General features: G+C 72.4%; 22 protein-coding genes. 13 read left to right on the top strand and 9 right to left on the bottom strand.

Annotation, left to right across the window (positions count from 1 at the left end):
* Nucleotides 1-274: 274 nt before the first annotated feature.
* Complete coding sequence (locus tag L6E12_RS16965) at nucleotides 275-1,471, top strand: ABC transporter permease (protein ID WP_236228896.1); 1,197 nt, start codon at nucleotides 275-277, stop codon at nucleotides 1,469-1,471.
* 89 nt (nucleotides 1,472-1,560) lie between these two features.
* Here L6E12_RS16965 and L6E12_RS16960 read toward each other — a convergent pair whose 3' ends face one another.
* Together L6E12_RS16960 and L6E12_RS16955 are read right to left on the bottom strand one after the other, a co-directional pair.
* Nucleotides 1,561-2,889, bottom strand: a complete 1,329-nt coding sequence (locus L6E12_RS16960; protein ID WP_236228895.1) for a citrate synthase — start codon at nucleotides 2,887-2,889, stop codon at nucleotides 1,561-1,563.
* A gap of 212 nt (nucleotides 2,890-3,101) precedes the next feature.
* Entirely contained in the window at nucleotides 3,102-3,695 is a 594-nt protein-coding gene (locus L6E12_RS16955) for a TetR/AcrR family transcriptional regulator (protein ID WP_236228894.1), read from the bottom strand.
* Between the two features lie 90 nt (nucleotides 3,696-3,785).
* Here L6E12_RS16955 and L6E12_RS16950 point away from each other — a divergent pair, with 90 nt between their 5' ends.
* Nucleotides 3,786-4,931 (top strand): acyl-CoA dehydrogenase family protein, encoded by a 1,146-nt coding sequence (locus tag L6E12_RS16950; protein WP_236228893.1) that lies wholly within the window; start codon nucleotides 3,786-3,788, stop codon nucleotides 4,929-4,931.
* Between the two features lie 46 nt (nucleotides 4,932-4,977).
* Nucleotides 4,978-5,604: a hypothetical protein gene (locus tag L6E12_RS16945; RefSeq protein ID WP_236228892.1), complete on the top strand. Its 627-nt coding sequence runs from the start codon at nucleotides 4,978-4,980 to the stop codon at nucleotides 5,602-5,604.
* 52 nt (nucleotides 5,605-5,656) lie between these two features.
* Here L6E12_RS16945 and L6E12_RS16940 read toward each other — a convergent pair whose 3' ends face one another.
* Both L6E12_RS16940 and L6E12_RS16935 read right to left on the bottom strand, forming a co-directional pair.
* Nucleotides 5,657-6,862, bottom strand: coding sequence for an amidohydrolase (locus L6E12_RS16940; RefSeq protein ID WP_236228891.1), 1,206 nt, complete (start codon nucleotides 6,860-6,862; stop codon nucleotides 5,657-5,659).
* Nucleotides 6,859-7,755, bottom strand: a complete 897-nt coding sequence (locus L6E12_RS16935) for an aldose 1-epimerase family protein (RefSeq protein ID WP_236228890.1) — start codon at nucleotides 7,753-7,755, stop codon at nucleotides 6,859-6,861. The genes L6E12_RS16940 and L6E12_RS16935 overlap by 4 nt, the downstream gene beginning before the upstream one ends.
* Nucleotides 7,756-7,812: 57 nt before the next feature.
* On the opposite strand from L6E12_RS16935, the gene L6E12_RS16930 reads away from it, so the two are divergent.
* From L6E12_RS16930 to L6E12_RS16915, 4 genes are read left to right on the top strand one after another with little or no spacing between them, the layout of a single operon-like run.
* Entirely contained in the window at nucleotides 7,813-8,376 is a 564-nt protein-coding gene (locus tag L6E12_RS16930; protein WP_236228889.1) for a TetR/AcrR family transcriptional regulator, read from the top strand.
* 2 nt (nucleotides 8,377-8,378) lie between these two features.
* Complete coding sequence (locus L6E12_RS16925; RefSeq protein ID WP_236228888.1) at nucleotides 8,379-9,203, top strand: MBL fold metallo-hydrolase; 825 nt, start codon at nucleotides 8,379-8,381, stop codon at nucleotides 9,201-9,203.
* Between the two features lie 50 nt (nucleotides 9,204-9,253).
* The gene (locus L6E12_RS16920) at nucleotides 9,254-9,634 is read left to right on the top strand and encodes a type II toxin-antitoxin system RelE/ParE family toxin (protein ID WP_236228887.1); all 381 of its coding nucleotides are present in this window, start codon (nucleotides 9,254-9,256) and stop codon (nucleotides 9,632-9,634) included.
* Nucleotides 9,635-9,637: 3 nt separating this feature from the next.
* Nucleotides 9,638-10,000 carry a helix-turn-helix domain-containing protein gene (locus L6E12_RS16915; RefSeq protein ID WP_236228886.1) on the top strand — a complete coding sequence of 121 codons (363 nt, stop codon included), beginning with the start codon at nucleotides 9,638-9,640 and terminating at the stop codon, nucleotides 9,998-10,000.
* 7 nt (nucleotides 10,001-10,007) lie between these two features.
* Here L6E12_RS16915 and L6E12_RS16910 read toward each other — a convergent pair whose 3' ends face one another.
* From L6E12_RS16910 to pdxH, 3 genes are all read right to left on the bottom strand, one after another.
* Complete coding sequence (locus tag L6E12_RS16910; protein ID WP_236228885.1) at nucleotides 10,008-11,393, bottom strand: APC family permease; 1,386 nt, start codon at nucleotides 11,391-11,393, stop codon at nucleotides 10,008-10,010.
* Nucleotides 11,394-11,430: 37 nt separating this feature from the next.
* Nucleotides 11,431-12,720: an MFS transporter gene (locus L6E12_RS16905; protein ID WP_308074927.1), complete on the bottom strand. Its 1,290-nt coding sequence runs from the start codon at nucleotides 12,718-12,720 to the stop codon at nucleotides 11,431-11,433.
* A gap of 61 nt (nucleotides 12,721-12,781) precedes the next feature.
* A complete protein-coding gene (gene pdxH, locus L6E12_RS16900; RefSeq protein WP_110079101.1) occupies nucleotides 12,782-13,441 on the bottom strand; it encodes a pyridoxamine 5'-phosphate oxidase in 660 nt (219 codons plus the stop codon).
* 347 nt (nucleotides 13,442-13,788) lie between these two features.
* Between pdxH and L6E12_RS16895 the strand changes: the two genes are divergently transcribed.
* The 4 genes from L6E12_RS16895 to sepH all read left to right on the top strand — a co-directional run bounded on the left by L6E12_RS16895 (nucleotide 13,789) and on the right by sepH (nucleotide 19,423).
* Nucleotides 13,789-14,940 (top strand): citrate synthase 2, encoded by a 1,152-nt coding sequence (locus L6E12_RS16895; protein ID WP_236228884.1) that lies wholly within the window; start codon nucleotides 13,789-13,791, stop codon nucleotides 14,938-14,940.
* Between the two features lie 111 nt (nucleotides 14,941-15,051).
* Nucleotides 15,052-16,413 (top strand): serine hydrolase, encoded by a 1,362-nt coding sequence (locus L6E12_RS16890; protein ID WP_236228883.1) that lies wholly within the window; start codon nucleotides 15,052-15,054, stop codon nucleotides 16,411-16,413.
* 568 nt (nucleotides 16,414-16,981) lie between these two features.
* Complete coding sequence (gene serC, locus L6E12_RS16885) at nucleotides 16,982-18,118, top strand: phosphoserine transaminase (protein WP_236228882.1); 1,137 nt, start codon at nucleotides 16,982-16,984, stop codon at nucleotides 18,116-18,118.
* 267 nt (nucleotides 18,119-18,385) lie between these two features.
* A complete protein-coding gene (sepH, locus tag L6E12_RS16880) occupies nucleotides 18,386-19,423 on the top strand; it encodes a septation protein SepH (RefSeq protein WP_236228881.1) in 1,038 nt (345 codons plus the stop codon).
* A 108-nt stretch (nucleotides 19,424-19,531) separates the two neighbouring features.
* Here the strand turns inward: sepH and L6E12_RS16875 are convergent, their stop codons facing one another.
* The gene (locus L6E12_RS16875; protein WP_236228880.1) at nucleotides 19,532-20,263 is read right to left on the bottom strand and encodes a MerR family transcriptional regulator; all 732 of its coding nucleotides are present in this window, start codon (nucleotides 20,261-20,263) and stop codon (nucleotides 19,532-19,534) included.
* An 83-nt stretch (nucleotides 20,264-20,346) separates the two neighbouring features.
* Nucleotides 20,347-20,568: a hypothetical protein gene (locus L6E12_RS16870; protein WP_236228879.1), complete on the bottom strand. Its 222-nt coding sequence runs from the start codon at nucleotides 20,566-20,568 to the stop codon at nucleotides 20,347-20,349.
* Nucleotides 20,569-20,726: 158 nt separating this feature from the next.
* Here L6E12_RS16870 and L6E12_RS16865 point away from each other — a divergent pair, with 158 nt between their 5' ends.
* Nucleotides 20,727-22,505, top strand: a complete 1,779-nt coding sequence (locus L6E12_RS16865; RefSeq protein WP_236228878.1) for an ABC transporter ATP-binding protein — start codon at nucleotides 20,727-20,729, stop codon at nucleotides 22,503-22,505.
* Nucleotides 22,502-24,328 (top strand): ABC transporter ATP-binding protein, encoded by a 1,827-nt coding sequence (locus tag L6E12_RS16860; protein WP_236228877.1) that lies wholly within the window; start codon nucleotides 22,502-22,504, stop codon nucleotides 24,326-24,328. Before L6E12_RS16865 ends, L6E12_RS16860 begins: the two co-directional genes overlap by 4 nt.
* The last annotated feature ends 293 nt before the right edge of the window (nucleotides 24,329-24,621 follow it).

Genomic DNA, 24,621 nt, shown 5'->3' with positions numbered 1-24,621 from the left:
CGGGCCGCGTGGCGAGCGCGGCAGGCGCCGGCGGCGCGACAAGCGCCAGCAGTCCGGCAAGCGCCGGCGGCCCGGCGAGCCCAGGCGGCGCGGCGAGCCCGGGCGAGGGAGCGCGGTGGCCCGGGGCCGATCAGGACATCGGGTGGCCCGCGACCGGTTCACCCGAGCCCGCGGACGCCGGGTACCGGGACGGCCCGCCCGGCGTGCCCGGGCCGGGCACCGCCGATCCGGGCGAGCGCGGCGGGTTCGGCGACGGGGTGGGGCGGTCCGGGTGATGGCCAGGGCGGTGTGGGTGATCGCGCGGCGGGAGGTGCGGACCCGGCTGCGGGCGCGCTCGTTCCTGGTGGGCACGGCCGTGTCGGTGGTGGTGCTGGTCGCGTTCGTGCTGGTGCAGACGTCGTTGTTCGCGCGGCACGCCGACACCCGGGTCGGGTTGTCCGGGCAGGCGACCGCGGTGGCGGAGCCGTTGCGGGACGAGGCCCGCTCCCGCGGCCTGCAGGTCAGCACCAGCACCGTCCGCGACCCGGCCGAGGGCGCGGCCAAGGTGGCCGACGGCGACCTGGACGCCCTGGTGACCGGTGCCCCCGGCACCCTGCGCGTGCTGGTCCGCGACTCGGTCGACGAGAACCTGCGCGGCGCCCTGAACACCCTGGTCCAGAAGGAGGTCCTCCGCGGCCTCCTGGCCACCCTCGACGACGGGGCGAGCCCGGACGACCTGCTGGCCACCATGTCCGACGCCACGGTCGACGTGCACGCCCTGGCCACCCCGGACCCCACCGGGGACCAGCGGCTGGCGGTGGCGCTGGCGCTCGTCGTGCTGCTGTACACGTCCCTGCTGCTGCACGGGACGATGGTGGCGCAGGGGGTGGTGGAGGAGAAGTCGAGCCGGGTCGTGGAGATCCTGCTGGCGGCGGTGCGCCCGTGGCAACTGCTGCTGGGCAAGGTCGTCGGGCTGGGGCTGGTCGGGCTGGCCCAGTTGGCGGTGATCGGCGCGGCCGGGGTGGCCCTGGCCACCACCGCGGGCGCCCTGACCATCCCCGCCGCCGCGGCGGGCACGCTCCTGTGGGGCCTGTTCTGGTACGTCCTGGGCTACCTGTTCTACGCGGCGGTCTTCGCCGCGGCGGGCTCGCTGGTGTCGCGGCAGGAGGAGACGCAGGCGGTCCTGCTGCCGGTCACCTCGGTGCTGGTGCTGACCTTCGTCCTCGCCTTCGGCCTGCTCACCCGCTCCCCCACCGGCACGGGGACCGCGGTGCTGTCGCTGCTGCCGCCGTTCGCGCCGATCCTCATGCCCGCCCGCCTGGCCCTGGGCACCGCCCCCGCCTGGCAGGTCCTGCTGTCCGCCGCCCTCCTGCTCGCCGCCGTCGCCGCCCTCGCCTGGCTCGGCGGGCGCGTCTACACCGGCGCCATCCTCCGCACCGACGGCCGCGTCAGGGTCCGCGACGCCCTGCGGGCCGGTTCCCGCCCCTCCTGATCAGTCCACAGTAGAGGGGCGGGAACGCGGGCGGCGAAAGGCAAGAGGGCCGCCCCGCGTCGGGGACGGCCCTCTAGGTGAGCTGCGGTTCAGCGATCGGCGAGCGCCTTGTACTCGCGCTCGGTGTGCCCGGTGTAGACCTGCCGGGGGCGGCCGATCTTCGTGGCCGGGTCGTTGATCATCTCGCGCCAGTGGGCGATCCAGCCGGGGAGGCGGCCCAGGGCGAACAGCACGGTGAAGAACTTCGTCGGGAAGCCCATGGCCCGGTAGATCAGGCCGGTGTAGAAGTCGACGTTCGGGTAGAGCTTGCGCTCGACGAAGTAGTCGTCGGCGAGGGCGTGCTCCTCGAGCTGCTTGGCGATGTCGAGGAGGGAGTCGTCCACGCCGAGCTTGGCGAGGATGTCGTCGGCGGTCTTCTTGACGATGGCGGCGCGCGGGTCGTAGTTCTTGTACACCCGGTGGCCGAAGCCCATCAGCTTGACGCCGTCCTCCTTGTTCTTCACCTTCTTCACGAAGGCGTCGACGTCGCCACCGCCCTGGTCGCGGATGCCGACCAGCATGTCCAGGACCGCGCTGTTGGCGCCGCCGTGCAGCGGGCCGAACAGGGCGTTGATGCCCGCGGAGATGCTGGCGAACAGGTTCGCCTCGGACGAGCCGACCAGCCGGACCGTCGAGGTGGAACAGTTCTGCTCGTGGTCGGCGTGCAGGATGAAAAGCTGGTCGAGCGCGCGTACCAGGGTGGGGTCGAGGTCGTAGGTCTCGGCCGGGAACCCGAAGGTCATCCGCAGGAAGTTCTCCACCAGCCCGAGGGAGTTGTCGGGGTAGAGGAACGGCTGGCCCACGGACTTCTTGTAGGCGTACGCGGCGATCGTCGGCAGCTTGGCCAGCAGCCGGATGGTGGAGATCTCCACCTGCTCGGAGTCGAACGGCTTGAGGCTGTCCTGGTAGAAAGTGGACAGCGCGGAAACAGCGGATGACAAGACCGGCATCGGGTGCGCGTCGCGCGGGAAGCCGTCGAAGAACCGCTTGAGGTCCTCGTGCAGCAGGGTGTGCCTGCTGATCTTGTGGGTGAAGTCCTCCAGCTCGGTCTTGCTCGGCAGCTCGCCGTAGATCAGCAGGTAGCTGACCTCGAGGAAGCTCGACTTCTCCGCGAGCTGCTCGATCGGGTAGCCGCGGTAGCGCAGGATGCCCGCGTCCCCGTCGATGTAGGTGATCGCCGAGGAGCACGACGCGGTGTTGACGAACCCGCTGTCGAGGGTCACCAGACCGGTCTTGGCCAGCAGCTTGCCCAGGTCGACGCCTGATGTGCCTTCCGTGGCGGTGACGATCGCCATCTCGTGCTCGCCACCGGGGTAGCGGAGGGCTGCGGATCGCGCGGACTGATCGGTGCCGGTGGGCACAGCGGTCCCGTCTGGCATGTGCAAGTACCTCTCACACTCGGACAGGGCGGTGATGACGGCCGAACCGGTGCGGCCCTGGTCGGGTGCGAACGCGGCTCGATGTCGCCGCAGCGCAGCACCGCCCCGTTGGGGTCCTGAGCTTCCTACGCTAGTGCTCGGGCCGCATTACGGACAGCCGTACGCCGTGCTCGCGGGCGGTCTTGGGACACGTATCACAAGCGGTCACCCGATCAGCGCTCCGCCGGGCTGGCGAGGCCGCCGAGCAGCAGGTCCGCCAGGCCCGCGAAGGCGTCGGAGTCGGACACCCCCGCCCGCTCACCGACCACCCCGGCCTGGATGCCCTCGATCAGCCAGCCCGCCATCTCGCCGACGAGCGGGGCGTGCACGTCGCGGAACAGCCCCTCGGCGACGCCCTCGGTGATGAACGCCCGGATGCGCGCGGCGGCGGCCTGGGCGTTGCGCCGGTAGACCTCGCGGGTGGGGGCGAAGTCGGACACGTCGGTGACGAACGCGACCGAGGCGACCCCCAGCTCCTCGGCGGCGCCGGAGAGGTAGACCGAGATCCGCTCGCGGGCGTCCGCGGCCACCGAGACCCGCTTCTCGATGCGCTCGGTGGCCACCCGGAAGAACTGGCCGACCACCCGCAGCGCCAGTTGCTCCTTGCTGGGGGCCAGCGCGTAGAGGGTCGACTTCGAGCAGTGCAGCCGGGCGGCGAAGTCGTCGAGGGTGGCCTCGGCGAAGCCCTCGGCGAGGAACAGCGCCAGCAGTTCGTCCAGCAGCGCCGCCTGCCGGGCGGTGGGCGCACGCCGGGTGGTACGGGTCATCTCCCCAGGTTATCGACAGGCGCCGAACCGGAGCAGTACTCTCAACGGCACCGCAGTACCGCTTTCGGTACCCCTGACCCGGAGGACCCGATGCCCGCCGACCGCCTCCTGCCCGACACCGACGCCGAGGACCTGCTCAAGCTCGTCCGCGAGATCGCCCGCGAGGAGCTGGCGCCCGACGCGGCGAAGTACGAGGAGGCGGGGCAGTTCCCGCGCGAGCGGTTCCGCCTGCTGGGGCGCAGCGGCCTGCTGGGCCTGCCGTACGCCGAGCGGTGGGGCGGGGCGGACCTGTCCTACGAGGTGTACCTGCAGGTCGTGGAGGAGATCGCAGCCGCGTGGATGTCGGTCGGCGTCGGCCTGTCGGTGCACACCATGTCCTGCTGGGCCCTGGCCCACCACGGCACCGACGAGCAGCGCGACCGGTTCCTGCCGGACATGCTCGGCGGCGACCTGCTCGGCGCGTACGCCCTGTCGGAGACCCACGCCGGGTCGGACGCGGCGGCGCTGAGCACCCGCGCCCGCCGCGACGGCGCGGAGTACACCGTGTCCGGCACCAAGGCCTGGATCACCCACGGCGGCGAGGCCGACTTCTACACCACCATGGTCCGCACCTCCGACGACGGACCGAAGGGCATCAGTTGCCTGCTCGTCGACGCCGCAACCCCGGGCCTGACCGCCGCCCCGCCCGAGCGCAAGATGGGCCTGACCGGCTCGACCACCGCGCAGGTGGTGTTCGACGGCGCCCGCGTCCCCGCCGACCGCCTGATCGGGGCCGAGGGCGACGGCCTGCGCTTCGCCCTGGACGCCCTCAACTCCGGGCGGCTCGGCATCGCCGCCTGCGCGGTCGGCCTGGCCCAGGCCGCCCTGGACGAGGCCGTGGCCTACGCCGGGCAGCGCAGCCAGTTCGGCCGCGCCATCGTCGACTTCCAGGGCGTGGAGTTCCTGCTGGCCGACATGGCCGCGGCCGTGGAGTCGGCCCGCGCCACCTACCTGGAGGCGGCCCGCAGGCGCGACCGCGGCCTGCCGTTCGTCCGCCAGGCCTCGATCGCCAAGCTGGTCGCCACCGACGCGGCCATGAAGGTCACCACCGACGCGGTGCAGGTCCTCGGCGGCGCCGGGTACACCAGGGACTTCCCGGTGGAGCGGTTCATGCGGGAGGCCAAGGTGACCCAGATCTTCGAGGGCACCAACCAGATCCAGCGGGTGGTGATCGCCCGGCAGCTCAAGCGGTCGTAAACTGGCCGGCCCCTAACGCGATCGAGGAACGGGACGACACAACGCCATGCGGAATTCCGTCCTGCCCCCCGACCCGGGGGTGAACGCCGTGCGCCTGACCGAGAGCGTGGTGGACGTCCTGGCCCGCCTCCCGACGATCGAGGGCTCCGACCGCCGGGCCGCCGACACCCTGTTCCACCTGGTCATCGGCCGCCTCCGGCACGCCCGCGCCACCGGCACCTACGACGTGTTCGAGGCCGATCCCCAGTCCCCCCGCCGCCGGGCGGCGCTGGCGGAGGTCCTCGACCGGCAGTTCAGCACCGACCCCGCCTTCCGGGAGTCGGTCGCCGCCCTGGTCCCGGCGGCCGAACCCGGGGAACCGGGAGCCCCTCGGCGGGCCCGCCCGACCCTGCGCATCCTGGTCGCCGGGACCGTCGCGGCGGTCGTGCTGGGGATCGGGGGCGCGACGCTGGCCACCACCGTGCTCGCCGAGGACCCCCGCGACGGGACGACCCCGTGCCGCACCTTCTTCATCCTCGCGGAACAGGAGCAGAGGGCACTGCTGACGGAGGTCCACCGCGCGCACGGCCACCCCGAGGAGGCCCAGGGGATGTACGCGGTCGCCAGCGTCCTCTACAACTGCGGCCAGCACCCCGACAGCACCGTGGGCGCGATAGTCGACCTGGCCCGCTGATCGCGGCGGACCCGCGGGGCGCCCGGCCGACGGGCGCCCCGCGAGCGGGCCGTCACTTCTCGCTGTAGTAGGGGTTCTCGGTCACGCCCACCCCACTGGCCTCGTCGAACCGGTAGACCTGCCGCCCGTTGACGAACACCCGCAGCGCGCGGCTCATCACGTCCAGCGGGTCCCCGGACCAGATCACCACGTCGGCGTCGAGCCCCGGCTTCAACGCCCCGACCCGGTCGTCGAGCCCCAGCATCTCGGCGGGGTTGACCGTGATCGACCGCAGCCCGGTCTCCTCGTCCAGCCCCTCCTTCACCGCCAGCGTCACCTGGTGCACCAGGAAGTTGATCGGCACCACCGGGTGGTCGGTCGTGATGGCGATCCGGACCCCGGCCCGCGCCAGGATGCCCGGGTTGCGCAGGGTCCGCTGCCGGAGCTCCACTTTGGACCGCGAGGTGAACAGCGGGCCGATCACCACCGGGATGTCGCGCTCGGCGATGAGGTCCGCCAGCAGGTGCGCCTCGGTGCCGTGGTTGAGCACCAACCGGTAGCCGAACTCCTCGGCCAGCCGCAGGGCCGTGGCGATGTCGTCGGCGCGGTGCGCGTGCTGGCACCACGGCAGTTCGCCGTCGAGCACCCGCACCAGCGCCTCGCACGTCAGGTCCCGGTCGAACGGGCCCTCGGCGGCGTCGCGGCGGGCCTTGTAGTCCTGCGCCCTGGTCAGCGCGTCGCGGATGACGGCGGCGACGCCCAGGCGGGTCGACGGCATGGCCTTCTTCTCGCCGTAGACGCGCTTGGGGTTCTCGCCGAGGGCGCTCTTCATGCTCACCGGGTCGCGCAGCACCATCTCGTCGGCGGTGCGGCCCCACGGCTTCACCGCGACGGTCTGGCCGCCGATCACGTTGCCCGAGCCCGGTTTCACCACGATCGTGGTGACGCCGCCCGCGAGCGCGTCGCGGAAGCCCTCGTCGTCGGGGTTGATGCCGTCGAGGGCCTTGACCCTGGCGGTCACCGGGTCGGTCATCTCGTTGGTGTCCTGGCCCGCCCAGCCCTCGGCCTCCTCGTGCACGCCGAGGTGGCCGTGCGCCTCGACGAAACCGGGCAGCACCCAGGAACCGGACGCGTCGACGACCTCGGCGTCGTCGGGGATGTCCACCTCCGCCGCCGGACCGACCGCGACGATCTTGCCGCCGTCGATCAGGACCGTGCCGCCGTGGATGGGCGCACCCTCCACCGGAACCACATAACCGCCTGTCACCGCGATAGTCACGAGATCGACCTTATCCCCCAGGAACCGGTCCAGCCGTCCCCCGGCGCGACGGTCAGCAGATCGGTGCCGGAGTTCAGCGCGTCCGGCGGGCAGGTCATCGGCTCGATCGCCACGGCCCGGCCGGGGCGGCCGGGGAAGGAGTCCGGCGTGTAGACCTGCACCCAGCGGAACACCGGGTCGGCCCACAGCTCCACGCCGCCGCCGGGGCCGGTCAGGGAGTGGTGGACCAGTCCGTCGGGGCCGGGTTCGCAGCCGCCGAACGCGTCGTCGAGGGTGAGCGAGCGCAGCGGGACGCCCGCGGCGAAGTCGTGCTCGGCGATGGGGGTGGCCGGGCCGGACGGGACCATCTTCTCCGGGTCCAGCGGCAGGTGGGTGGTGGCGGCGAGGCGCAGCACGCAGTCGTCGACGTCGAGGGCGCCGGGGCGCGGGTAGGGGTGGGCGCCGACGCCGAAGGGCATGGGGTCGGCGCACAGGTTGCGCACCCCGTGGGTGACGGTCAGGCCGTTGTCGTCCACCAGGTAGGTCATGGTCGCCTCGAAGGTGAACGGCCACCCCGGGCGGCGGTCCACCACGACCGAGAGGGTCACCGAGTCCTCGGTGCGCTCGCCCGCGGTCCACAGCTCCTTGCGCACCAGGCCGTGGCTGGCGTTGCCGCGCTCGGGTTCGGTGACGTTGAGGTGCTGCACCACCCCCTCCAGCGGCCAGGTCGCCCCCGCCACCCGGTTGGGCCAGGGCACCAGCACCGCGCCCGCGCCCATCGGCGCGGGTTCACCCGCGTCGAAGGTCTCGGCGTACGCGACCCCGCCCAGCTCCAGCACGCGCAGCGTGGCGCCCACTTCCGACACCACGGCGCGGGCCCGGCCCGAACGGATCTCCCACTGCTCAGCGTTCATGGTCCAGAGCCTAACGGGCTCTCGCTACTCACTAGACCGGTCTGTATAGTTGCCGGCATGGCCCCACGATCGGACACCCGCGACCGGACACTGCACGCCGCGGTCGAGCTGTTCCGCGCCCGCGGCTACCACGGCACCGGCCTCAACCAGGTGCTCAGCAAGGGCGGTCTGCCCAAGGGTTCGCTCTACTTCCACTTCCCCGGCGGCAAGGAACAGCTCGCCGCCGAGGCGGTGGCCCTCGCGGGCGACCGCCTGCGCACCGCGATGGCGGAGGTGCTGGCGGCGGCCGAAGACCCGGCAGCAGGCGTGTCCGCGGTCATCGATCACCTGATCGAGCGAATGACGGCGTCCGACTTCACCCTCGGCTGTCCCGTTGGGACGATCGCCCAGGACGCCGACGCCGACCGGGTGCGCGAGGCGTGCGCGCGGGCCTTCGCGGGCTGGCACGACCTGCTCGCCGAACACCTGCGCCACCACGGTTTCGGCGACCGCTCCGCCGACCTCGCCACCACCCTGCTCGCGCTGGTCGAGGGCGCGCAGCTACTCGCCCGCACCTGCCGCGACACCGACCCCCTGCGCGCGGTCGCCGCGACCGCGCGGCACCTGCTGGAAAGGCACTGAACATGCGCGTGCGCCACCTGGACTGCGGTCCGATGCGTCCCCTCGGCGGCAGCCTGGTCGACGGCCGCCCCGGCCTGCTCCGCCCGGCCGAGGTGTGCTGCCACGTCCTGGTCGTGGAGTCCGCCGACGGCCTGGTCCTGGTCGACTCCGGCTTCTCCCGCGCCGACCTGACCACCCCGCGCGGCACCCTGCCCCCGCCGTTCCTGCTGGTGGCCCGCCCCAGGCTGGACCCGGCGGTGACCGCGTTCGAGCAGCTCAAGGCCCTCGGTCACGACCCGGCCGACGTCCGCCACATCATCCTGACCCACCTCGACCTCGACCACGTCGGCGGCATCTCCGACTTCCCGGAGGCGGCGGTCCACGTCCACGGCCCCGAGTTCCGCGCCGCGATGAACCCCCGGACCGCCGCGGAGAAGACCCGCTACCGCAAGGCCCAGTGGGCCCACGGCCCGAAGTGGCAGGTCCACGAACCGGCAGGCGGCGACCGCTGGTTCGGCCTGGAGTCGGTCCGCCCCCTCCCCGACCTCCCCGAGGACGACTTCCTGCTCGTCCCCCTCCCCGGCCACACCCGGGGCCACGCGGGCGTCGCCGTCCGCACCGACTCCGGCTGGCTCCTGCACGCGGGCGACGCCTACTTCCACCGCGACCAGCTCAACCCCACCCCGTCGATCCCGCCGCTGCTCAAGGCGTTCGAGGCCCGAGCCCAGACGATCGCGGAAACCCGCCTCGCCAACCAGCAGCGCCTCCGCGACCTGCACCGCGACAACGACGGCATCACCGTCTTCTCCGCCCACGACAACACCGAACTGACCCGCTTCACGTCCTGAAACAAACCCTGGTCAACCAGCCGAAATAAGGTTAGGGTTATCGTCACGGCGTGGGCAACTGGCACATCGAACTACACCCCGCCGTGGAAACCTGGTTCCTGCGACTGGTCGCAGAGGACCCGGAGAGCGCGGACTTGGTCGAGAAGGCGATCACGATGCTGGAGGAACGAGGTCCGACCCTGGGCAGGCCGTTGGTGGATCACGTGCGGCGGTCGGCCTACCACAACATGAAAGAACTGCGACCCGCCTCGGCGGGTTGCAGTGAGGTGCGGATTCTGTTCGCCTTCGACCCTCGGCGGCAAGCGGTCCTGCTCGTCGCGGGAGACAAGGCAGGCCGGTGGAATGACTGGTACACCAAGAACATCCCACTCGCCGACCAGAGGTACACCGAACACCTGACCACGAGCGGGAACCACGCGGGAAGGGCTTGAGCAATGGCGCGGTCATGGCAGGAGACGCGAGCCGACAAGGCGCGCATCGATGCGGCGAGCGGGCGGGACATGGACCGGGCGCGGGCGGTGGCCCACGCCCGGACGCAGGCCTACGTGGTCGGTTTCGAGTTGTCCCGGCTGCGCACGGAAGCCGGGCTCTCCCAGGCGGAGGTCGCCGAGCGCATGGGAATCAGCCAACCCCGGGTGAGCCAGCTCGAGAACGGGGACGTGGGGCTGTTGGAGATCGCGACGCTCGGCCGCTACATCGCCGCCACGGGTGGGTCGCTGCGGCTGGTGGCGGACTTCCCCGACCACGACGTCACCATCCACAGCGCTCAGCCCACCAGGGACAACCTGGCGGGCTGAGCGGTGATCACCCGGAGGACTCCTCCGCGCCCGACCGCACCCGCCCCAGCACCACCCGGTTGAGCAGGTAGAGCACGACCCCGACCGCCAACAGGACCGCCGCGATCGCGTACTCGCGCCCCGGCCGCCCCGACAGCGGGCTGGCCAGGTACGCGCACGTGACGGCGCCGATGACCGGCAGCGCCGTCGGCGCGCGGAAGTGCTCGTGTTCCACCGGGTCGCGGCGCAGGACCAGGACGGCGACGTTGACCAGGGTGAAGACGATGAGCAGCAGCAGCGATGTGGTGCCACCGAGGTCGTTGATGTTGACCGTGGCGACCAGGACGGCGGCGATGGCGGTGGTGAAGGCGATGGCGACCCACGGGGTGCGGCGGCCGGGGTGCACGGTGCCGAAGAACGGGGGGATGATCCGCTCGCGGGCCATGCCGTAGACGAGGCGGCTGGCCATCAGCATGTTGATCAGGGCGGAGTTGATGACCGCCAGCAGGCCGATCAGCGCGAACACCCACAGCGGGAAGTCCGGGGCGCCCACCGACAGCACCCGCAGCAGCGCGTCGCTGCCCGCCGAGGACAGTTCGTCCGCCGGGAGCAGCAGCGAGGACGTCAGGGCGACCAGCACGTAGATGACCGCGGCGATGCCCATGCCGAGCAGCATGGCGCGGGGGAAGATGCGCACCGGTTCGCGGCACTCCTCGGCCATGTTGACCGAGTCCTCGAAGCCGACCATGGCGAAGAACGCCAGCGCGGTCGCGGAGGTGACGGCGATGAGCGGGGACTGGCCCGCGGTGTCGATCTGGGTCAGCCGGGCCGGGTCGCCCTGGCCGCCGCTGACGGCGTACACGCCGACCACGATGATGATCAGCAGGCCGGACAGCTCGATGAACGTCAGCACCACGTTGGCCCACAGCGACTCGGCGACGCCGCGGAAGTTGACCGCGGCGAGCAGGAGCACGAAGCCGACCGCGATCCACACCGTGGGGATGGTCAGCGAGTCGCCCATCAGCTTGCGCAGGTAGGTGTTGCCGAACGCCTGCGCCGCCGAGGCCGCGGAGGTGATCCCGGAGGACATGACCGCGAAGGCGACCATGAACGTCAGGAACTGGACCTTGAACGCCCGGTTCGCGTACAGCGCCGCCCCGGCCGCGCGCGGGTACTTGCCGACCAGTTCCAGGTAGCTGAACGCGGTCAGGAACGCCACCGCGAACGCGAGCAGGAACGGCAGCCACAGCGCGCCGCCGACCTTGCCAGCCACCGTCCCGGTGAGCGCGTAGACCCCGGTCCCGATGATGTCGCCGACCACGAACAGCAGCAGCAGCCCGGGGCCGATCACCCGCTTCAGCTCCGGCTGCCCGTCCGCCCCGACCTCCCGCGCGACCCCCGACTTGTCCGTCATGGGCGGAAAGTCTCCCAGGTCGCGGGAGGGGCGGCGGTCACGTTCGGGAAACGTCCGCCGTGAACCGGTAGCGCCAGAACGCCGGGAGCGCGGCCACCGCGACCACGGTCAGCACGACGACCAGCAGCCCGCCGATCGTGACCGTCGCCGCGGTGCCGAACACGGCGCCGCCCCAGCCGTGCACGACGTCGGCGATCCGCGGCCCGCCCGCCACCACGACGGTGAACACGCCCTGCATCCGCCCGCGCATCTCGTCGGTCGCCTCCGTCTGCAGGATCGAGCTGCGGTGCACGGCGCTGACCAGGTCGGACCCGCCCGCGAGGGCCAGGAACAGCACCGCGAGCCACAGCGACGACGTCAGCCCGGCCGCGGCGACCGCCAGGCCCCAGCCGCACACCGCCAGGGTGATCACCACGCCCTGCCGGGGCAGGCGGGCGAAGGAGCCGGAGAACAGGCCGAACACCACCGACCCGATCGGGATGGCCGCGTAGAGCAGGCCCAGCGCCACGCCCCCGCCGGGCGGGTCGCCGAAGGTGCGCTCGGCCATCTCCGGGAACAGCGCCCTGGGCATCCCGGCGACCATGGCGATGATGTCGACCAGGAACGACACCAGCAGCAGCCTGCGCCCGACCAGGTAGCGGAACCCGGCGACGACGTCGGCGAGGCCCGCGGTGCGGGTGGAGCCCTCGCCGGGCGGGATCGGGGGCAGCCGCAGCACCCACCCGAGCGCGACCACCAGCGCGACCGTGTCGATCAGGTACAGGGTGGACAGGCCGAGGACGGGGATCAGCGCCCCGGCGAGCAGCGGCCCGAACACGGTGCCGAAGGTGAACGTGGTGAAGCTCAGCGCGTTGGCGGGCGGGATGAGCTCCCTGGGCACCAGCCGGGCCACGGCGGCGCTGCGCGCGGGGGCGTTGACCGCCACGAACGCCTGCTGCACGCCGAGCAGCACCAGCACGAAGGTCACCGAGTCGAACCCGAGGAACGCCTGCATCCAGAACAGCGCGGAGGTGACCGCGACGCCCAGGTTGCTCACCGCGATGACCTTGCGCCGGTCCAGCGCGTCGGCGATCGCCCCGCCCCACAGCCCGAACACCAGCAGCGGCACCAGCCCGACCGCGCCCGCGAGGCCCACGTAGGCCGACGAGCCGGTCAGGTCGAACACCTGCTTGGGCACGGCCACCGCGGTCAACTGGCTGCCGACGGCGGTGACGACCGTGGAGAACCACAGCATCCGGTAGTCGCGCACGCGCAGCGGCCGGGTGTCGATGACGATCTTGCCGAGGGTGGTCCGCAGGCGACCGCGCGGTGGGACTCCGTTGCTCACGACAGAGAGCTTAGGCCAGCTAAGGATTCATCCGCTGTGACGTCCGCGGCGCCGGGGGCCGTCAGGGGCCGAGGCGTTCGACCTTCCAGCCGCCGCGGGTGTTCTTGAAGCGCAACCGGTCGTGCATCCGGTCGGCGCGGCCCTGCCAGAACTCGACCGTCTCGGGCTGGATGCGCCAGCCGCCCCAGTGCGGCGGGACGGGGATGGTCTCGGCGTCGGCGAACTGGCGCTCCACATTGGCCAGCGCCGACTCCAGGGTGCCGCGACCGCTGACCACGATGGACTGCGGCGAGGCCCAGGCGCCGAGCTGCGAGCCGCGCGGCCGCTGCGCCCAGTAGGCGGCGGTCTCGGCACTGCGTACCTTCTCCACGGTCCCGCGTACCGTCACCTGGCGCTGCAGGCCGTACCAGGGGAAGGTGGCCGAGGCGTAGCGGGTGGCGAGCAGGTCGTGGCTCTTGGCCGAGGTGTAGTTGGTGAAGAAGACCACACCGCGCTCGTCGAGGCCCTTGGCCAGGACGGTGCGCGAGGACGGCATGCCGTCGCTGCCCGCGGTGGCCAGCACCATGGCGTTCGCGTCCGGCAGACCCTGGGAGGCGGCCTCGTCGAGCCACCGCTGCAACTGCTCGTGCCAGGTCGGCAGCAGTTCGGACTCGCCCAGCGTGCCGCCCTCGTAGGCGACTCGCATGGTCGGGAGCTTCAGGGCGATGTCGCCGTCAGGCATCGTGTTCTCCTCGCAAGTGGCGCGCCGGGATCACCTCGCAACCTGAAAGGTACGGGGATTCCCGGTGAACGGAAACCGCTCGAAAGGTGACCACAACCACGGGATCTCCGAGGTTTGACCGGGTTTGTCACCCACCGTGGGCACCCGGTCGTCTTGATCGGTTCACTGGATCGTGACACATCCCACCAGAGTGAACGATTGCTAACGCGCGGAGTACGGAGGAAAGTTTTCCCCAGCCGTGCAGTGGTGCCCGGCGCCGGTGACCTGCCACGAAGCTGCCCCTGGTGCTGTAGCGACCTCTGCTGGGCGAACCGTCACGCACATGGCGCTGGAAGGGCTGAGCAGAGATGACACACGCGGTGCAGGACAAATCGGCGCACGACCCGGCGGCCGAACCAGACGACGGCTTCCGCCCCGGGCTGGAGGGTGTGGTCGCCTTCCACACCGAGATCGCCGAACCTGACCGCGACGGCGGTTCGCTGCGCTACCGGGGCGTCGACATCGAGGACCTCGCGGGCAAGGTCACCTTCGGCAACGTGTGGGCGCTGCTGGTCGACGGCCGCTTCGGCCCCGGCCTGCCCCCGGCCGAGCCGTTCCCGCTGCCGGTGCACTCCGGCGACGTCCGGGTCGACGTGCAGGCCGGGCTGGCCATGCTGGCGCCCATCTGGGGCTACCGGCCGCTGCTCGACATCACCGACGACGAGGCCCGCGAGCAGCTCGCCCGCGCCTCGGTCATGGCACTGTCCTATGTGGCCCAGTCCGCCCGCGGCATCCACCAGCCCGCGGTCCCGCAGCGGCGCATCGACGAGGCGGGCACCATCACCGAGCGGTTCATGACCCGCTGGCGCGGCGAGCCCGACCCCCGGCACGTCGCCGCCATCGACGCCTACTGGGTCTCCGCCGCCGAGCACGGCCTCAACGCCTCCACCTTCACCGCCCGGGTGATCGCCTCCACCGGCGCCGACGTGGCCGCGGCCATGTCCGGGGCCATCGGCGCGATGTCCGGCCCGCTGCACGGCGGCGCCCCGGCCCGGGTGCTGCCGATGATCGAGGAGGTCGAGCGCAGCGGCGACGCCCGCGGCTTCGTCAAGGGCCTGCTCGACCGCAAGGAGCGGATGATGGGCTTCGGCCACCGGGTCTACCGGGCCGAGGACCCGCGTGCCCGCGTGCTGCGCCGCACCGCCCAGGAGCTGGGCGCGGCCCGCTACGAGGCCGCCGCCGCGCTGGAGCAGGCCGCGCTGGCGGAGCTGCGCGAGCGCCGCCCGGACCGCGCCATCGAGACGAACGTGGAGTTCTGGGCCGCGGTCATCCTGGACTTCGCCGAGGTCCCGACGCACATGATGCCCGCGATGTTCACCTGCGCCCGCACCGCCGGGTGGTGCGCGCACATCATGGAGCAGAAGCGCACCGGCAAGCTGGTGCGCCCGGCCGCCAAGTACATCGGCCCGAGCCCGCGCAGGCCCGAGGACGTCGAGGGCTGGGACACCATCAGCCACTAGTCTTCCCGCAGCACAGGGCGAAGGCCGCCTCCCGCACCGGGAGGCGGCCTTCGCCGTTCCCGGGGACGGCCGGGGAGTCGTCGGATCGGCCCATGCCCGACAATCTCACCCATGTTGCAGACCACTGAGTTCGCGTTGCTGCACAGGCTCGCCACCGAGCAGGCGGCGAGCCGGGCGCCGTCCCTGGTGGCGGGCGTCGTCCGGGGCGACCGGCTCGTCTGGAGCGGCGGTCGCGGCAAGGTGGGGGGCAGGCCGCCGACGGCGGACACCCAGTACCGCATCGGGTCCATCACCAAGACCTTCATCGGCGTCCTGGTCATGCGCCTGCGCGACGAGGGCAGGCTCGACCTGAACGACCCGCTCGACGAGCACGTGCCGGGCACCACCTTCGGCCGGGCCACGGTGGCGCAACTGCTCGCGCACACCGCGGGCCTCACCTCCGAGTCCCCCGGCACCTGGTGGGAGCGCGCGGCGGGCGGCGACTGGGCCGCGCTCAACGCCAGCCTCGGCCCGGAGGCCACCAAGCACCGCCCCGGCGCCCGCTTCCACTACACCAACGTCGGCTTCGGCGTGCTCGGCGAACTCGTCGCCCGCCACCGCGGCACCGGCTGGTACGAGGCACTGACCGGGGAGGTCCTCGAACCCCTGGGCATGGCCCGCACCACCCCGCACCCGCAGGCCGACGCGGCCACCGGCTGGGCGGTGCACCCCTACGCCGACGTCCTGCTGCACGAGCCCACCCCCGACGCGGGCGCGATGGCCCCCGCGGGCCAACTCTGGTCCACAGTGGACGACCTGGCCCGCTGGACCCGCTTCCTCGCCGGCGACACCGGCGACGTCCTGCACCCGGACACGGTCGCCGAGATGCGCGCCCCCGCCCACGTCGAGGACGACGACACCTGGACCTCCGGCTACGGCCTGGGCCTGCAGACCATGCGGGTCAGGGGCAGGCGCCTGGCGGGCCACGGCGGCTCCATGCCCGGCTTCCTCGCCATGGTCCTCACCGACCCCGCCACCGGCACCGGCGCCCTCTGCCTCACCAACAGCACCTCCGGCGTCGGCATCGGCACCCTCGCCGTCGACCTGATCGACCTCGTCGAGCAGCACGAACCCGCCCTGCCCGCCGAGTGGGAACCGATGCCCGATGTCGACCCGGCCCTGCTCGCCCTCACCGGCCGGTGGCACTGGGGCCCCACCCCGTACACCCTCAAGCTGCTGCCCGACCGCGGGCTCGACCTCGCCCCCACCTCGGGCCGAGGCCGGGCCTCCCGCTTCCGCCCCACGGGCGAAGACACCTGGCTGGGCCTCGACGGCTACTACGCGGGCGAAACCCTCACCCTGCACCGAACCCCCGACGGCACCCCCAGCCACCTCGACCTCGCCACCTTCATCTTCACCCGCGAGCCCTACGGCACCCCCGAAGCCATCCCCGGCGGCGTCGACAAGCACGGCTGGCGCCCCCGCCAACCCTGACCCGACACCGATCGGCCACCCCGAACCCACCACCGCCCGGCCGCCCGCCAAGCCGAACCCCACCGGCACAGCCACCGACCACCCCCGAAGTCGGCGACCCGGCGGCTGGCCCCCAGCCCCCGCCAGGGCGCAGCGGCCGACCACTCCACCAACCGCAGGCCCGGCGGCCCGCCACCTGAACCTCACCGGGCGCAGCGAAAACCAGCCACCCCCGAAACCGGCGGCCCGGCTACGGACATGCCCGGGTGGGTGGATCTGCTTGAGTGGGGGTAGCGATCATGTGCAAGCCTGCTTGGGCTGTGGGGCATCTCTTCAGCCCCACTCGGTCACACTGGGCGCATGATCGCTGTAGGGGCCCCTCCCGAGCAGATCCACCCACCCGGGCACGCCCACGAAAATCCCGGCCCTTGAACCCACGGCACGGCTGAGCAAGAAGCCCTCTCCGCGCCGCGACCACCCGATCGACCGGATCGGGCGACCCCGGGGCCACCCCAGCCGAGTGGGACCACATGGTGGACGGGCCTAGGCTGGGTGTCGAAGCCCAACCGGCACGTTGAAAGGCGCAGAGATGACGCAGACCGCCGATCCGAGCACGCTGGAGCTCCCCGCGGAGCTCAAGCCGTCCGACGGCCGTTTCGGCTGCGGGCCGTCCAAGGTGCGCCCGGAGCAGTTGGCGGCGCTGGCCGCCGAGGGCGCGAAGCTGATGGGCACCTCGCACCGCCAGAAGCCGGTGAAGTCCCTGGTCGGCCGGGTGCGCGCGGGTCTGCGGGACCTGTTCTCGCTGCCCGAGGGGTACGAGGTGGTCCTGGGCAACGGTGGCACCACCGCGTTCTGGGACGCCGCCGCGTTCGGGCTGGTGCGGGAGCGCGCGCAGCTTTTCACCTACGGTGAGTTCTCCTCGAAGTTCGCCACCGTGAACAAGAAGGCCCCGTTCCTGGCCGACCCGATCGTGGTCAGCGCCGAGCCGGGCAGCGCCCCCGAGATCGCCTACGCCGAGGGTGCCGACCTGGTGGGGTGGGCGCACAACGAGACCTCGACGGGTGTGGCCGTGCCGGTCAGCAGGCCCGCCGGGTCCGACGGCGCGCTGGTGGCCATCGACGCCACCTCCGGTGCGGGGGGTCTGCCGGTCAAGGCCGAGGACTTCGACTGCTACTACTTCGCCCCGCAGAAGTCCTTCGCCTCCGACGGTGGGCTGTGGCTGGCGCTGATGAGCCCGGCGGCGCTGGAGCGGGTGGCCGAGATCGGCGCCACCGACCGGTTCATCCCGGAGTTCCTGTCGCTGACCACGGCGGTCGACAACTCGGTCAAGGACCAGACCTACAACACCCCGGCCGTGGCGACGCTGTTCCTGCTGGCCGAGCAGTTGGACTGGATGAACGGCAACGGCGGCCTCGACTGGACCACCGCGCGCACGAAGGACTCCTCGGACCGCCTGTACGGCTGGGCCGAGAAGACCTCCTACACCAGCCCGTACGTGGCCGACCCGGCGCACCGCTCGCAGGTCGTGGGCACGATCGACTTCGCCGAGGAGGTCGACGCGGCGGCCGTGGCCAAGGCGCTGCGGGCGAACGGGATCGTGGACGTGGAGCCGTACCGCAAGCTGGGCCGCAACCAGCTCCGGGTGGCCATGTTCCCGGCCATCGAGCCGACGGATGTGACCACGCTCACCAACGCCATCGACTGGGTCGTCGAGCGCCTGGGATGAGCCGTTCGGGCTAAACTCCCCACGTGATCACCCCGGAGGGCCACCAACCGATCACTATCGGCGGTGGCCCTCCGGCGTGTCCACGGTGACACGCTCGCGAATGGGTGAACCGCGCCCCAATCGGGATGCGGGGGCCCCGGTGGATACGGCAAGATCACGAGTGGATGTCACGGGGATCGCGGCGTGCCTGGCGCGTCAGGCCGTACCGCCGATCTACCGTGGGACGCAGACGAGTGATTTCTGCTCATGTCGTACGGGAGGTGCTCGATGCGCGCGCTGCGGGTCGTCGGGCTGGCGGACGATGGCAAGACCATCGTCTGCGAGGACTCGGCGCGAGGCGAGCGCTTCACCCTCCCGGCGGACGAGCGGCTGCGCGCAGCCGCCCGAGGAGACGTCACCCGACTCGGCCAGATCGAGATCGAGCTGGAGAGCCAGATGCGTCCTCGTGAGATCCAGGCCCGCATCCGTGCGGGTGAGTCCGTCGAGCAGGTCGCGGAGGCTTCCGGCCTCCCGACGCACAAGATCGACCGCTTCGCCTACCCGGTCCTGCAGGAGCGCTCCCGCTACGCCGAGATGGCCCAGCGGGCGCACCCGGTCCGCGAGGAGGGCCCGGACGTGCGGACCCTCGACGAGGTGGTCCAGCACGCCTTCACCCTGCGCGGGCAGGACTACGCCGAGGTCGCGCTGTGGGACTCGTGGCGCAACGAGGAAGGCAAGTGGATCGTCCGCCTGAGCTGGACGGCGGGCCGGTCGCACAACCGCGCCCACTGGTCGTTCAGCCCGGGTGCCCGCGGCGGCACGGTCACCCCGCTCGACGAGCACGCACACGACCTGCTGGACCCGCAGCCGACCCGCACCCTGCGCACGGTCCGCCCGGTCACCGAGCTGGCCCAGGCGGCCATGAGCCTGGAGACCGCGGACCCGGGGCCCGAGCAGCCGCCCGCGGTCCCGGCGGCACCGGCGGTCCCCGCCGCGGAGCCCGACCACCGCGACCCGGAGCAGGACTTCGTCGAGGACTTCGAGCTGACCCCCGAGCCGGAGCCGACCCCGGCACCGGTGGTGCTGGACCTGGAGGAGGAACTGGCCGTCCCGGAGCCGGTCCCCGCCCCCCAGCCCGCCGCCGTGGTCGAGTTCCCCGAGGACGCGCAGGCCCCGGAGCCCGAGCAGCAGGACGCCCCCGCCGAGGACGCGCCCCGCAAGCAGGACCCCGCCGCGGCCCGCCGCCCCGCCAAGGGCAAGAAGGCCCGCCCGATCGTCCCGTCGTGGGAGGACGTCCTCCTGGGCACCCGCTCCAACCGCGGGTAGCACGGCACCGGACAGCAACGCGGAAGCCCCGGCTCGCACCAGAGCCGGGGCTTCCGCGTTCGCAGGCCGATCCGCCGGGGTGTCCACTGAGGACGGTCCGGGCACCGGTCAGCCGGGGTCGAGCGCGAGCAGCCTCCCCACGCGGCGGATGACGTCGACCTGGGCCGGGCTGTAGAGGTCGTGCAGGGCCGTCGCCATCGTCTGCGCGGCCTGGCGCGCGGCGGCCGGTGTGTCCGCCTTCAGCTCCTGCATCCCCGGGTGGTCGGCCTGGAGTTCGCGGATGTACCCGACCATCCGCCGGGCCAGGTCCTCGCGGGTCTGCTCGTCGGCGTCGGGGGGCAGGTGGTCGAACTCGTCCGTGCTGGGGTCGGCGCTGTAGGACTCCAGCATCCCCCGGTAGGCGGTGATCGCCGAGGGGCTGAGCAACCGGCTCATCACCACGACGAACGAGCGGTCGGCGTCGGTCAGCTTCGCGTCGGCGGCGGCCCGGGCCAACTCGGCGGGCAGGTCGGTGGGGGCGGCCTGGCGCAGGATCAGGGCGAGTTCGCCGCGCACCCGCTGCAACCGCTCGATGGTCCCGGCGATCTCGGCGTCCAGCGCCCGCAGCGCCTCCTCGGGGTGCTCGTCGGCGCTGCCCATCTCGGCGATCTGCGACAGGGAGAACCCGAGGTCGGTCAGGCGCTTGATCCGCAGCAGGCGCACCAGGTGCGCGACGCCGTAGCGCTTGTAGCCGTTGGCCCGGCGCTCGGGCTCGGCGAGCAGGCCGACCTCGTGGTAGTGCCGCACCGCGCGCAGGCTGGTGCCCGCGAGTTCGGCGAGTTGCCGGGTGCTCCAGGCCAAGCCGTCCCCCTTCGGGAAGCGGGTGCGGGCCGTGCTGCCACGGCGTGGTCAGCCGCCATCGCGGCGATGCGACGCGGGCGGTCTCACTCGGGGACGGCGTCCAGCAGGTGCAGGTCCCAGCCCTCCCGCTCGCACCAGTCCTCCGCAGCCTCCCGGCCCAGCGGCTCCGCCGACCGGGTCCGCGGCGCCCCCAGCCGGGTCCACCCGTCCGGGGCCAGCAGGTACACCTGCGTGTCGCGGACCGCGAGCAGCCTCCCGTCCGGGAAGGCCATGCTCGGCGCCGTGCGGAGGAAGCGCACCGTCATGGCCACATGATGCCCGTCCCGGCCGCGGTGCGCGAGCCAACCCCCGCCGTTGTGATCACTTCCCTTGCGCCGCAGGCGAAACCACGCCCTGTGGAAAACCGGGTGCCGATTGTCACCCCTCCTCGCTAACGTCGTACGCGGCGACAAAGGGGGGCACCATGAGCGAGGACCCGCGTCCGGGTTCCAGGCTGGCCGCGCTGCGCAGGCTCGGCCCGTACGTCCGCCCGCTGCGCTGGTACCTCATCGGCTCCGGGCTGGCGGTGCTGGGCTCGATGGCCTGCGGCCTGACCATGCCCCTGGTCGTCAAGGCCATCCTGGACGGCCCGGTGGCGCACCGCGACACCGGCGGGCTCGGGTGGATGGTCGGGCTCATCGTGGTCCTGGGGATCGCCGAGGCGGGCCTGATCTGGTTGCGCCGCAGGCTGGTCTCCGAACCGTCCACCCGGATCGAGGCGAACCTCCGCGCCGACCTCTACCACCACCTGCAGAGCCTCCCGGTCGCCTTCCACGACCAGTGGCAGTCCGGGCAGTTGCTCTCGCGCGCGGTGTCGGACCTGTCGACGCTGCGGCGGTTCATCGGGTTCGCGGCGATCTTCATGGTGGTCAACACGCTGACGATCGCGATGGGCATCGGGGTGCTGTTCGTGCTGGACCCGTGGCTGGGCCTGATCACGCTGCTGTGCGCGGCCCCGCTGATCGTGATCTCCACCCGCTACGAGATGCGCTTCTCCGTGCTCTCCCGCCGGTCCCAGGACCAGGCGGGCGACCTGGCGACCACGGTCGAGGAGTCGGTGCTGGGCATCCGGGTGCTCAAGGCGTTCGGCCGCGGGCCCGACATCGCCCGCCGGTTCGGGCAGCAGGCGCGGGAGCTGCGGACGACGGAACTGGCCAAGTACAAGGTCATCGCCGGGCTGATCGGTGTGATCATCTTCCTGCCGGAACTGGGCATCGGCCTGCAACTGCTGGTGGGGACGCAGGGGATCGCGCAGGGGACGATGTCGATCGGCACCCTGGTCGCGGGCATCACCGTGGCGACCTACCTGCGCTGGCCGACCGACTCGATCGGCTGGCTGCTGGCCGAGACCAACCAGGCGGCGACGGCCTGCGAGCGGTACTGGGAGGTGCGCGACTCGCCGATCACCGTCACCGACCCGGCCGAGCCGGTGCCGCTGCCCGCCGACGGGGACGGCGAGCTGCGGCTGGAGGGCGTCCGCTTCGCCTACCCGGGCGCGGCGGGCGAGGTGCTGTCCGGGGTCGACCTGGCGGTGCGCCCCGGCGAGACCGTGGCGCTGGTCGGGCCAACCGGGTCCGGCAAGACCACGCTCACCGCGCTGGTGCCGCGCCTGGCCGACGTGACCGGCGGGCAGGTGCTGGTCGACGGGGTGGACGTGCGCGACCTGCGGCTGGACGACCTGCGCACGGCCGTGGCCACCGCGTTCGAGGAGCCGGTGCTGTTCTCGGCGAGCGTGCGGGAGAACGTGGCGCTGGGCTCCCCCGGCGTCACCGACGCCGACGTGCGGGTGGCGCTGCGGATCGCGCAGGCCGAGGAGTTCGTCGACCGGCTGCCGTGGGGGCTCGACACCCGGATCGGCGAGGAGGGGCTGTCGCTCTCCGGCGGGCAGCGGCAGCGGCTGGCGCTGGCCAGGGCCGTGGTCGGCAGGCCGAGGGTGCTGGTGCTCGACGACCCGCTGTCCGCGCTCGACGTGCACACCGAGGCGGAGGTGGAGCGGGCGCTGCGGGAGGTGCTGCGCGGGGTCACCGCCCTGGTGGTGGCGCACCGGTCGAGCACCGTGCGGCTGGCCGACCGGGTGGCGCTGCTCGACGGCGGGCGGATCACCGCCGTCGGCACGCACAGCGACCTGTTGGCGGGCAACGCGGGCTACCGCGCCCTGCTGTCCACACTGGACGACGAGCGGGAGAGGGTGGGGTCAGCGTGACCGACGAGCAGGCCTGGCGCGGGGTGGCCGCGGAGGACACCGACGAGCTGACGGCCGCGGTCGGGGTGAAGCTGCGCAGGCGGTCGCGGGTGCTGCTGGGCTCGCTGCTGCGGCCGCGCCGGTGGTGGGTGCTGCTGGCGTTCTCGCTGGTGGTGCTGCACAACGCGGCGGCGCTGTCCGGTCCGCTGCTGATCGCGGTCGCCCTGGACACCGGCGTGCCGCGCGCCCTCGACGGCGACGGCACCGCGCTCGCCTGGTGCGTCGGCGGCTACCTGGCGCTGGCCGTGGCGTCCTCGCTGCTGTACTACGCGTTCATGCGCCTGTCCGGGCGGATCGGCCGCGACGTGCTGACCGACCTGCGGCAGCGGGTGTTCGAGCACTCCGGCAGGTTGTCGGTGTCGTTCCACGAGTCCTACACCTCCGGCAAGGTCGTGTCCCGGATGACCAGCGACGTCGACGCGCTGGAAGACCTGCTCGACACCGGCGTGGAGAACACCCTCACCGCGGTCCTGTCGATGGTCGGCATCGCCGGTCTGCTGGTCGTGCTCGACCCCCCGCTGGCGGGCCTGGTGCTGGCCGGGTTCATCCCGATCTGGTTCGTCACCCGGTGGTTCCAGCGCCACTCCGACCGCGCCTACCGCGGCACCCGGGGCGCGATCGCCAAGGTGATCGTGCAGTTCGTGGAGACCATGAACGGCATCCGCGCGGTGCAGGCGTTCCGCCGCGAACCGCGCAACGAGGCGATCCTGGGCGGCCTCAACGACGAGTTCCGCGGGGCCAACCGGCGCGCGTTCGACCTGATGGCGCACTTCACCCTGGCCGTGCGGCTGATCGGCAACCTGTCGCTGGCGCTGGTCCTGGCGATCGGCGCCTGGCGGGTGATCGGCGGCGGCCTGGAACTGGGCGTGCTGACCGCGTTCACCCTGTACCTGCGCCGCTTCTACGACCCGCTCGACGACATCGCCATGTTCGCCAACTCCTACTCCTCGGCCACCGCGGCCCTGGAGAAGATCTCCGGGCTGCTCCAGGAGCGCCCCGACGTCGCCGAGCCGGACCACCCGGTGGAACTGCCCCGGCACGCGGGCGGTCGGCGGATCACCTTCGACGGCGTGGAGTTCCGCTACCGCCCGGACACCCCGGTGGTGCTGCACCCGCTGGACCTCGACATCGCCGCGGGCCAGACCGTCGCCCTGGTCGGCCCCACCGGCGCGGGCAAGTCGACCGTGGCGAAGCTGGTGGCCCGCTTCTACGACCCGACCGCCGGAACCGTCCGCCTCGACGGGGTGGACCTGCGCTCACTCGGCGACGCGGAGCTGCGCCGGTCGGTGGTCATGGTGACGCAGGAGAACTTCCTGTTCAGCGGTTCGGTGGCCGACAACATCGCCCTGGGCGACCCCACCGCCACCCGGTCGCAGATCGAGGCGGCGGCCCGCGCGGTGGGCGGACACGAGTTCATCACCGCCCTGCCCGAGGGCTACGACACCGACGTCCGCAAGCGCGGCGGCAGGCTGTCCGCGGGCCAGCGCCAGATCATCGCCTTCGCCCGCGCCTACCTGGCCGACCCGGCGGTGCTGGTGCTCGACGAGGCCACCTCCAGCCTCGACGTCCCGACCGAGCACGTCGTGCAGCGGGCACTGGAATCGGTCCTCGCCGACCGCACAGCCCTGATCATCGCCCACCGGTTCTCCACCGTCCTGATCGCCGACCGGGCACTGGTCATCGCCGACGGCCGGGTGGCCGAGGACGGCCCACCCGCCGACCTCATCGCCGGGGGCGGCCACTTCGCCACCCTGCACGCCACCTGGCGCGACTCCCTGGTCTGATCCGGCGCTGGAAGCCGGGATCTTCGCTGGGGTGGGTGGATCCGCTTCGCTTGGACTACGCCGTGTGCTCCGGCTCAAGGCCGGCCGTTTGGTGGGGCTGCCCGGCTGGGTCGATCCGCTTCGCCTGGACTACGCCGTGTGCTCCGGCTCAAGGCCGGCCGTTTGGTGGGGCTGCCCGGCTGGGTCGATCCGCTTCGCCTGGACTACGCCGTGTGCTCCGGCTCAAGGCCGGCCGTTTGGTGGGGCTGCCCGGCTGGGTCGATCCGCTTCGCCTGGACTACGCCGTGTGCTCC

The sequence above is a fragment of the Actinokineospora sp. PR83 genome, from assembly GCF_021056305.1.
Taxonomy (GTDB): Bacteria; Actinomycetota; Actinomycetes; order Mycobacteriales; family Pseudonocardiaceae; genus Actinokineospora; species Actinokineospora spheciospongiae.
The sequence above is the reverse complement of the archived record's forward strand: the minus strand, read 5'-3'. Positions and strand labels throughout refer to the sequence as shown.

Coding starts and splice junctions, on each gene's coding strand:
- L6E12_RS16865 (WP_236228878.1), top strand. CDS start 20,727: ATGAGCGAGGACCCGCGTCCGGGTTCCAGGCTGGCCGCGCTGCGCAGG.
- L6E12_RS16895 (WP_236228884.1), top strand. CDS start 13,789: ATGACACACGCGGTGCAGGACAAATCGGCGCACGACCCGGCGGCCGAA.
- serC (WP_236228882.1), top strand. CDS start 16,982: ATGACGCAGACCGCCGATCCGAGCACGCTGGAGCTCCCCGCGGAGCTC.
- L6E12_RS16870 (WP_236228879.1), bottom strand. CDS start 20,568: ATGACGGTGCGCTTCCTCCGCACGGCGCCGAGCATGGCCTTCCCGGAC.
- L6E12_RS16965 (WP_236228896.1), top strand. CDS start 275: ATGGCCAGGGCGGTGTGGGTGATCGCGCGGCGGGAGGTGCGGACCCGG.
- sepH (WP_236228881.1), top strand. CDS start 18,386: ATGCGCGCGCTGCGGGTCGTCGGGCTGGCGGACGATGGCAAGACCATC.
- L6E12_RS16890 (WP_236228883.1), top strand. CDS start 15,052: ATGTTGCAGACCACTGAGTTCGCGTTGCTGCACAGGCTCGCCACCGAG.
- L6E12_RS16930 (WP_236228889.1), top strand. CDS start 7,813: ATGGCCCCACGATCGGACACCCGCGACCGGACACTGCACGCCGCGGTC.
- L6E12_RS16915 (WP_236228886.1), top strand. CDS start 9,638: ATGGCGCGGTCATGGCAGGAGACGCGAGCCGACAAGGCGCGCATCGAT.
- L6E12_RS16960 (WP_236228895.1), bottom strand. CDS start 2,889: ATGCCAGACGGGACCGCTGTGCCCACCGGCACCGATCAGTCCGCGCGA.
- pdxH (WP_110079101.1), bottom strand. CDS start 13,441: ATGCCTGACGGCGACATCGCCCTGAAGCTCCCGACCATGCGAGTCGCC.
- L6E12_RS16910 (WP_236228885.1), bottom strand. CDS start 11,393: ATGACGGACAAGTCGGGGGTCGCGCGGGAGGTCGGGGCGGACGGGCAG.
- L6E12_RS16950 (WP_236228893.1), top strand. CDS start 3,786: ATGCCCGCCGACCGCCTCCTGCCCGACACCGACGCCGAGGACCTGCTC.
- L6E12_RS16945 (WP_236228892.1), top strand. CDS start 4,978: ATGCGGAATTCCGTCCTGCCCCCCGACCCGGGGGTGAACGCCGTGCGC.
- L6E12_RS16935 (WP_236228890.1), bottom strand. CDS start 7,755: ATGAACGCTGAGCAGTGGGAGATCCGTTCGGGCCGGGCCCGCGCCGTG.
- L6E12_RS16955 (WP_236228894.1), bottom strand. CDS start 3,695: ATGACCCGTACCACCCGGCGTGCGCCCACCGCCCGGCAGGCGGCGCTG.
- L6E12_RS16925 (WP_236228888.1), top strand. CDS start 8,379: ATGCGCGTGCGCCACCTGGACTGCGGTCCGATGCGTCCCCTCGGCGGC.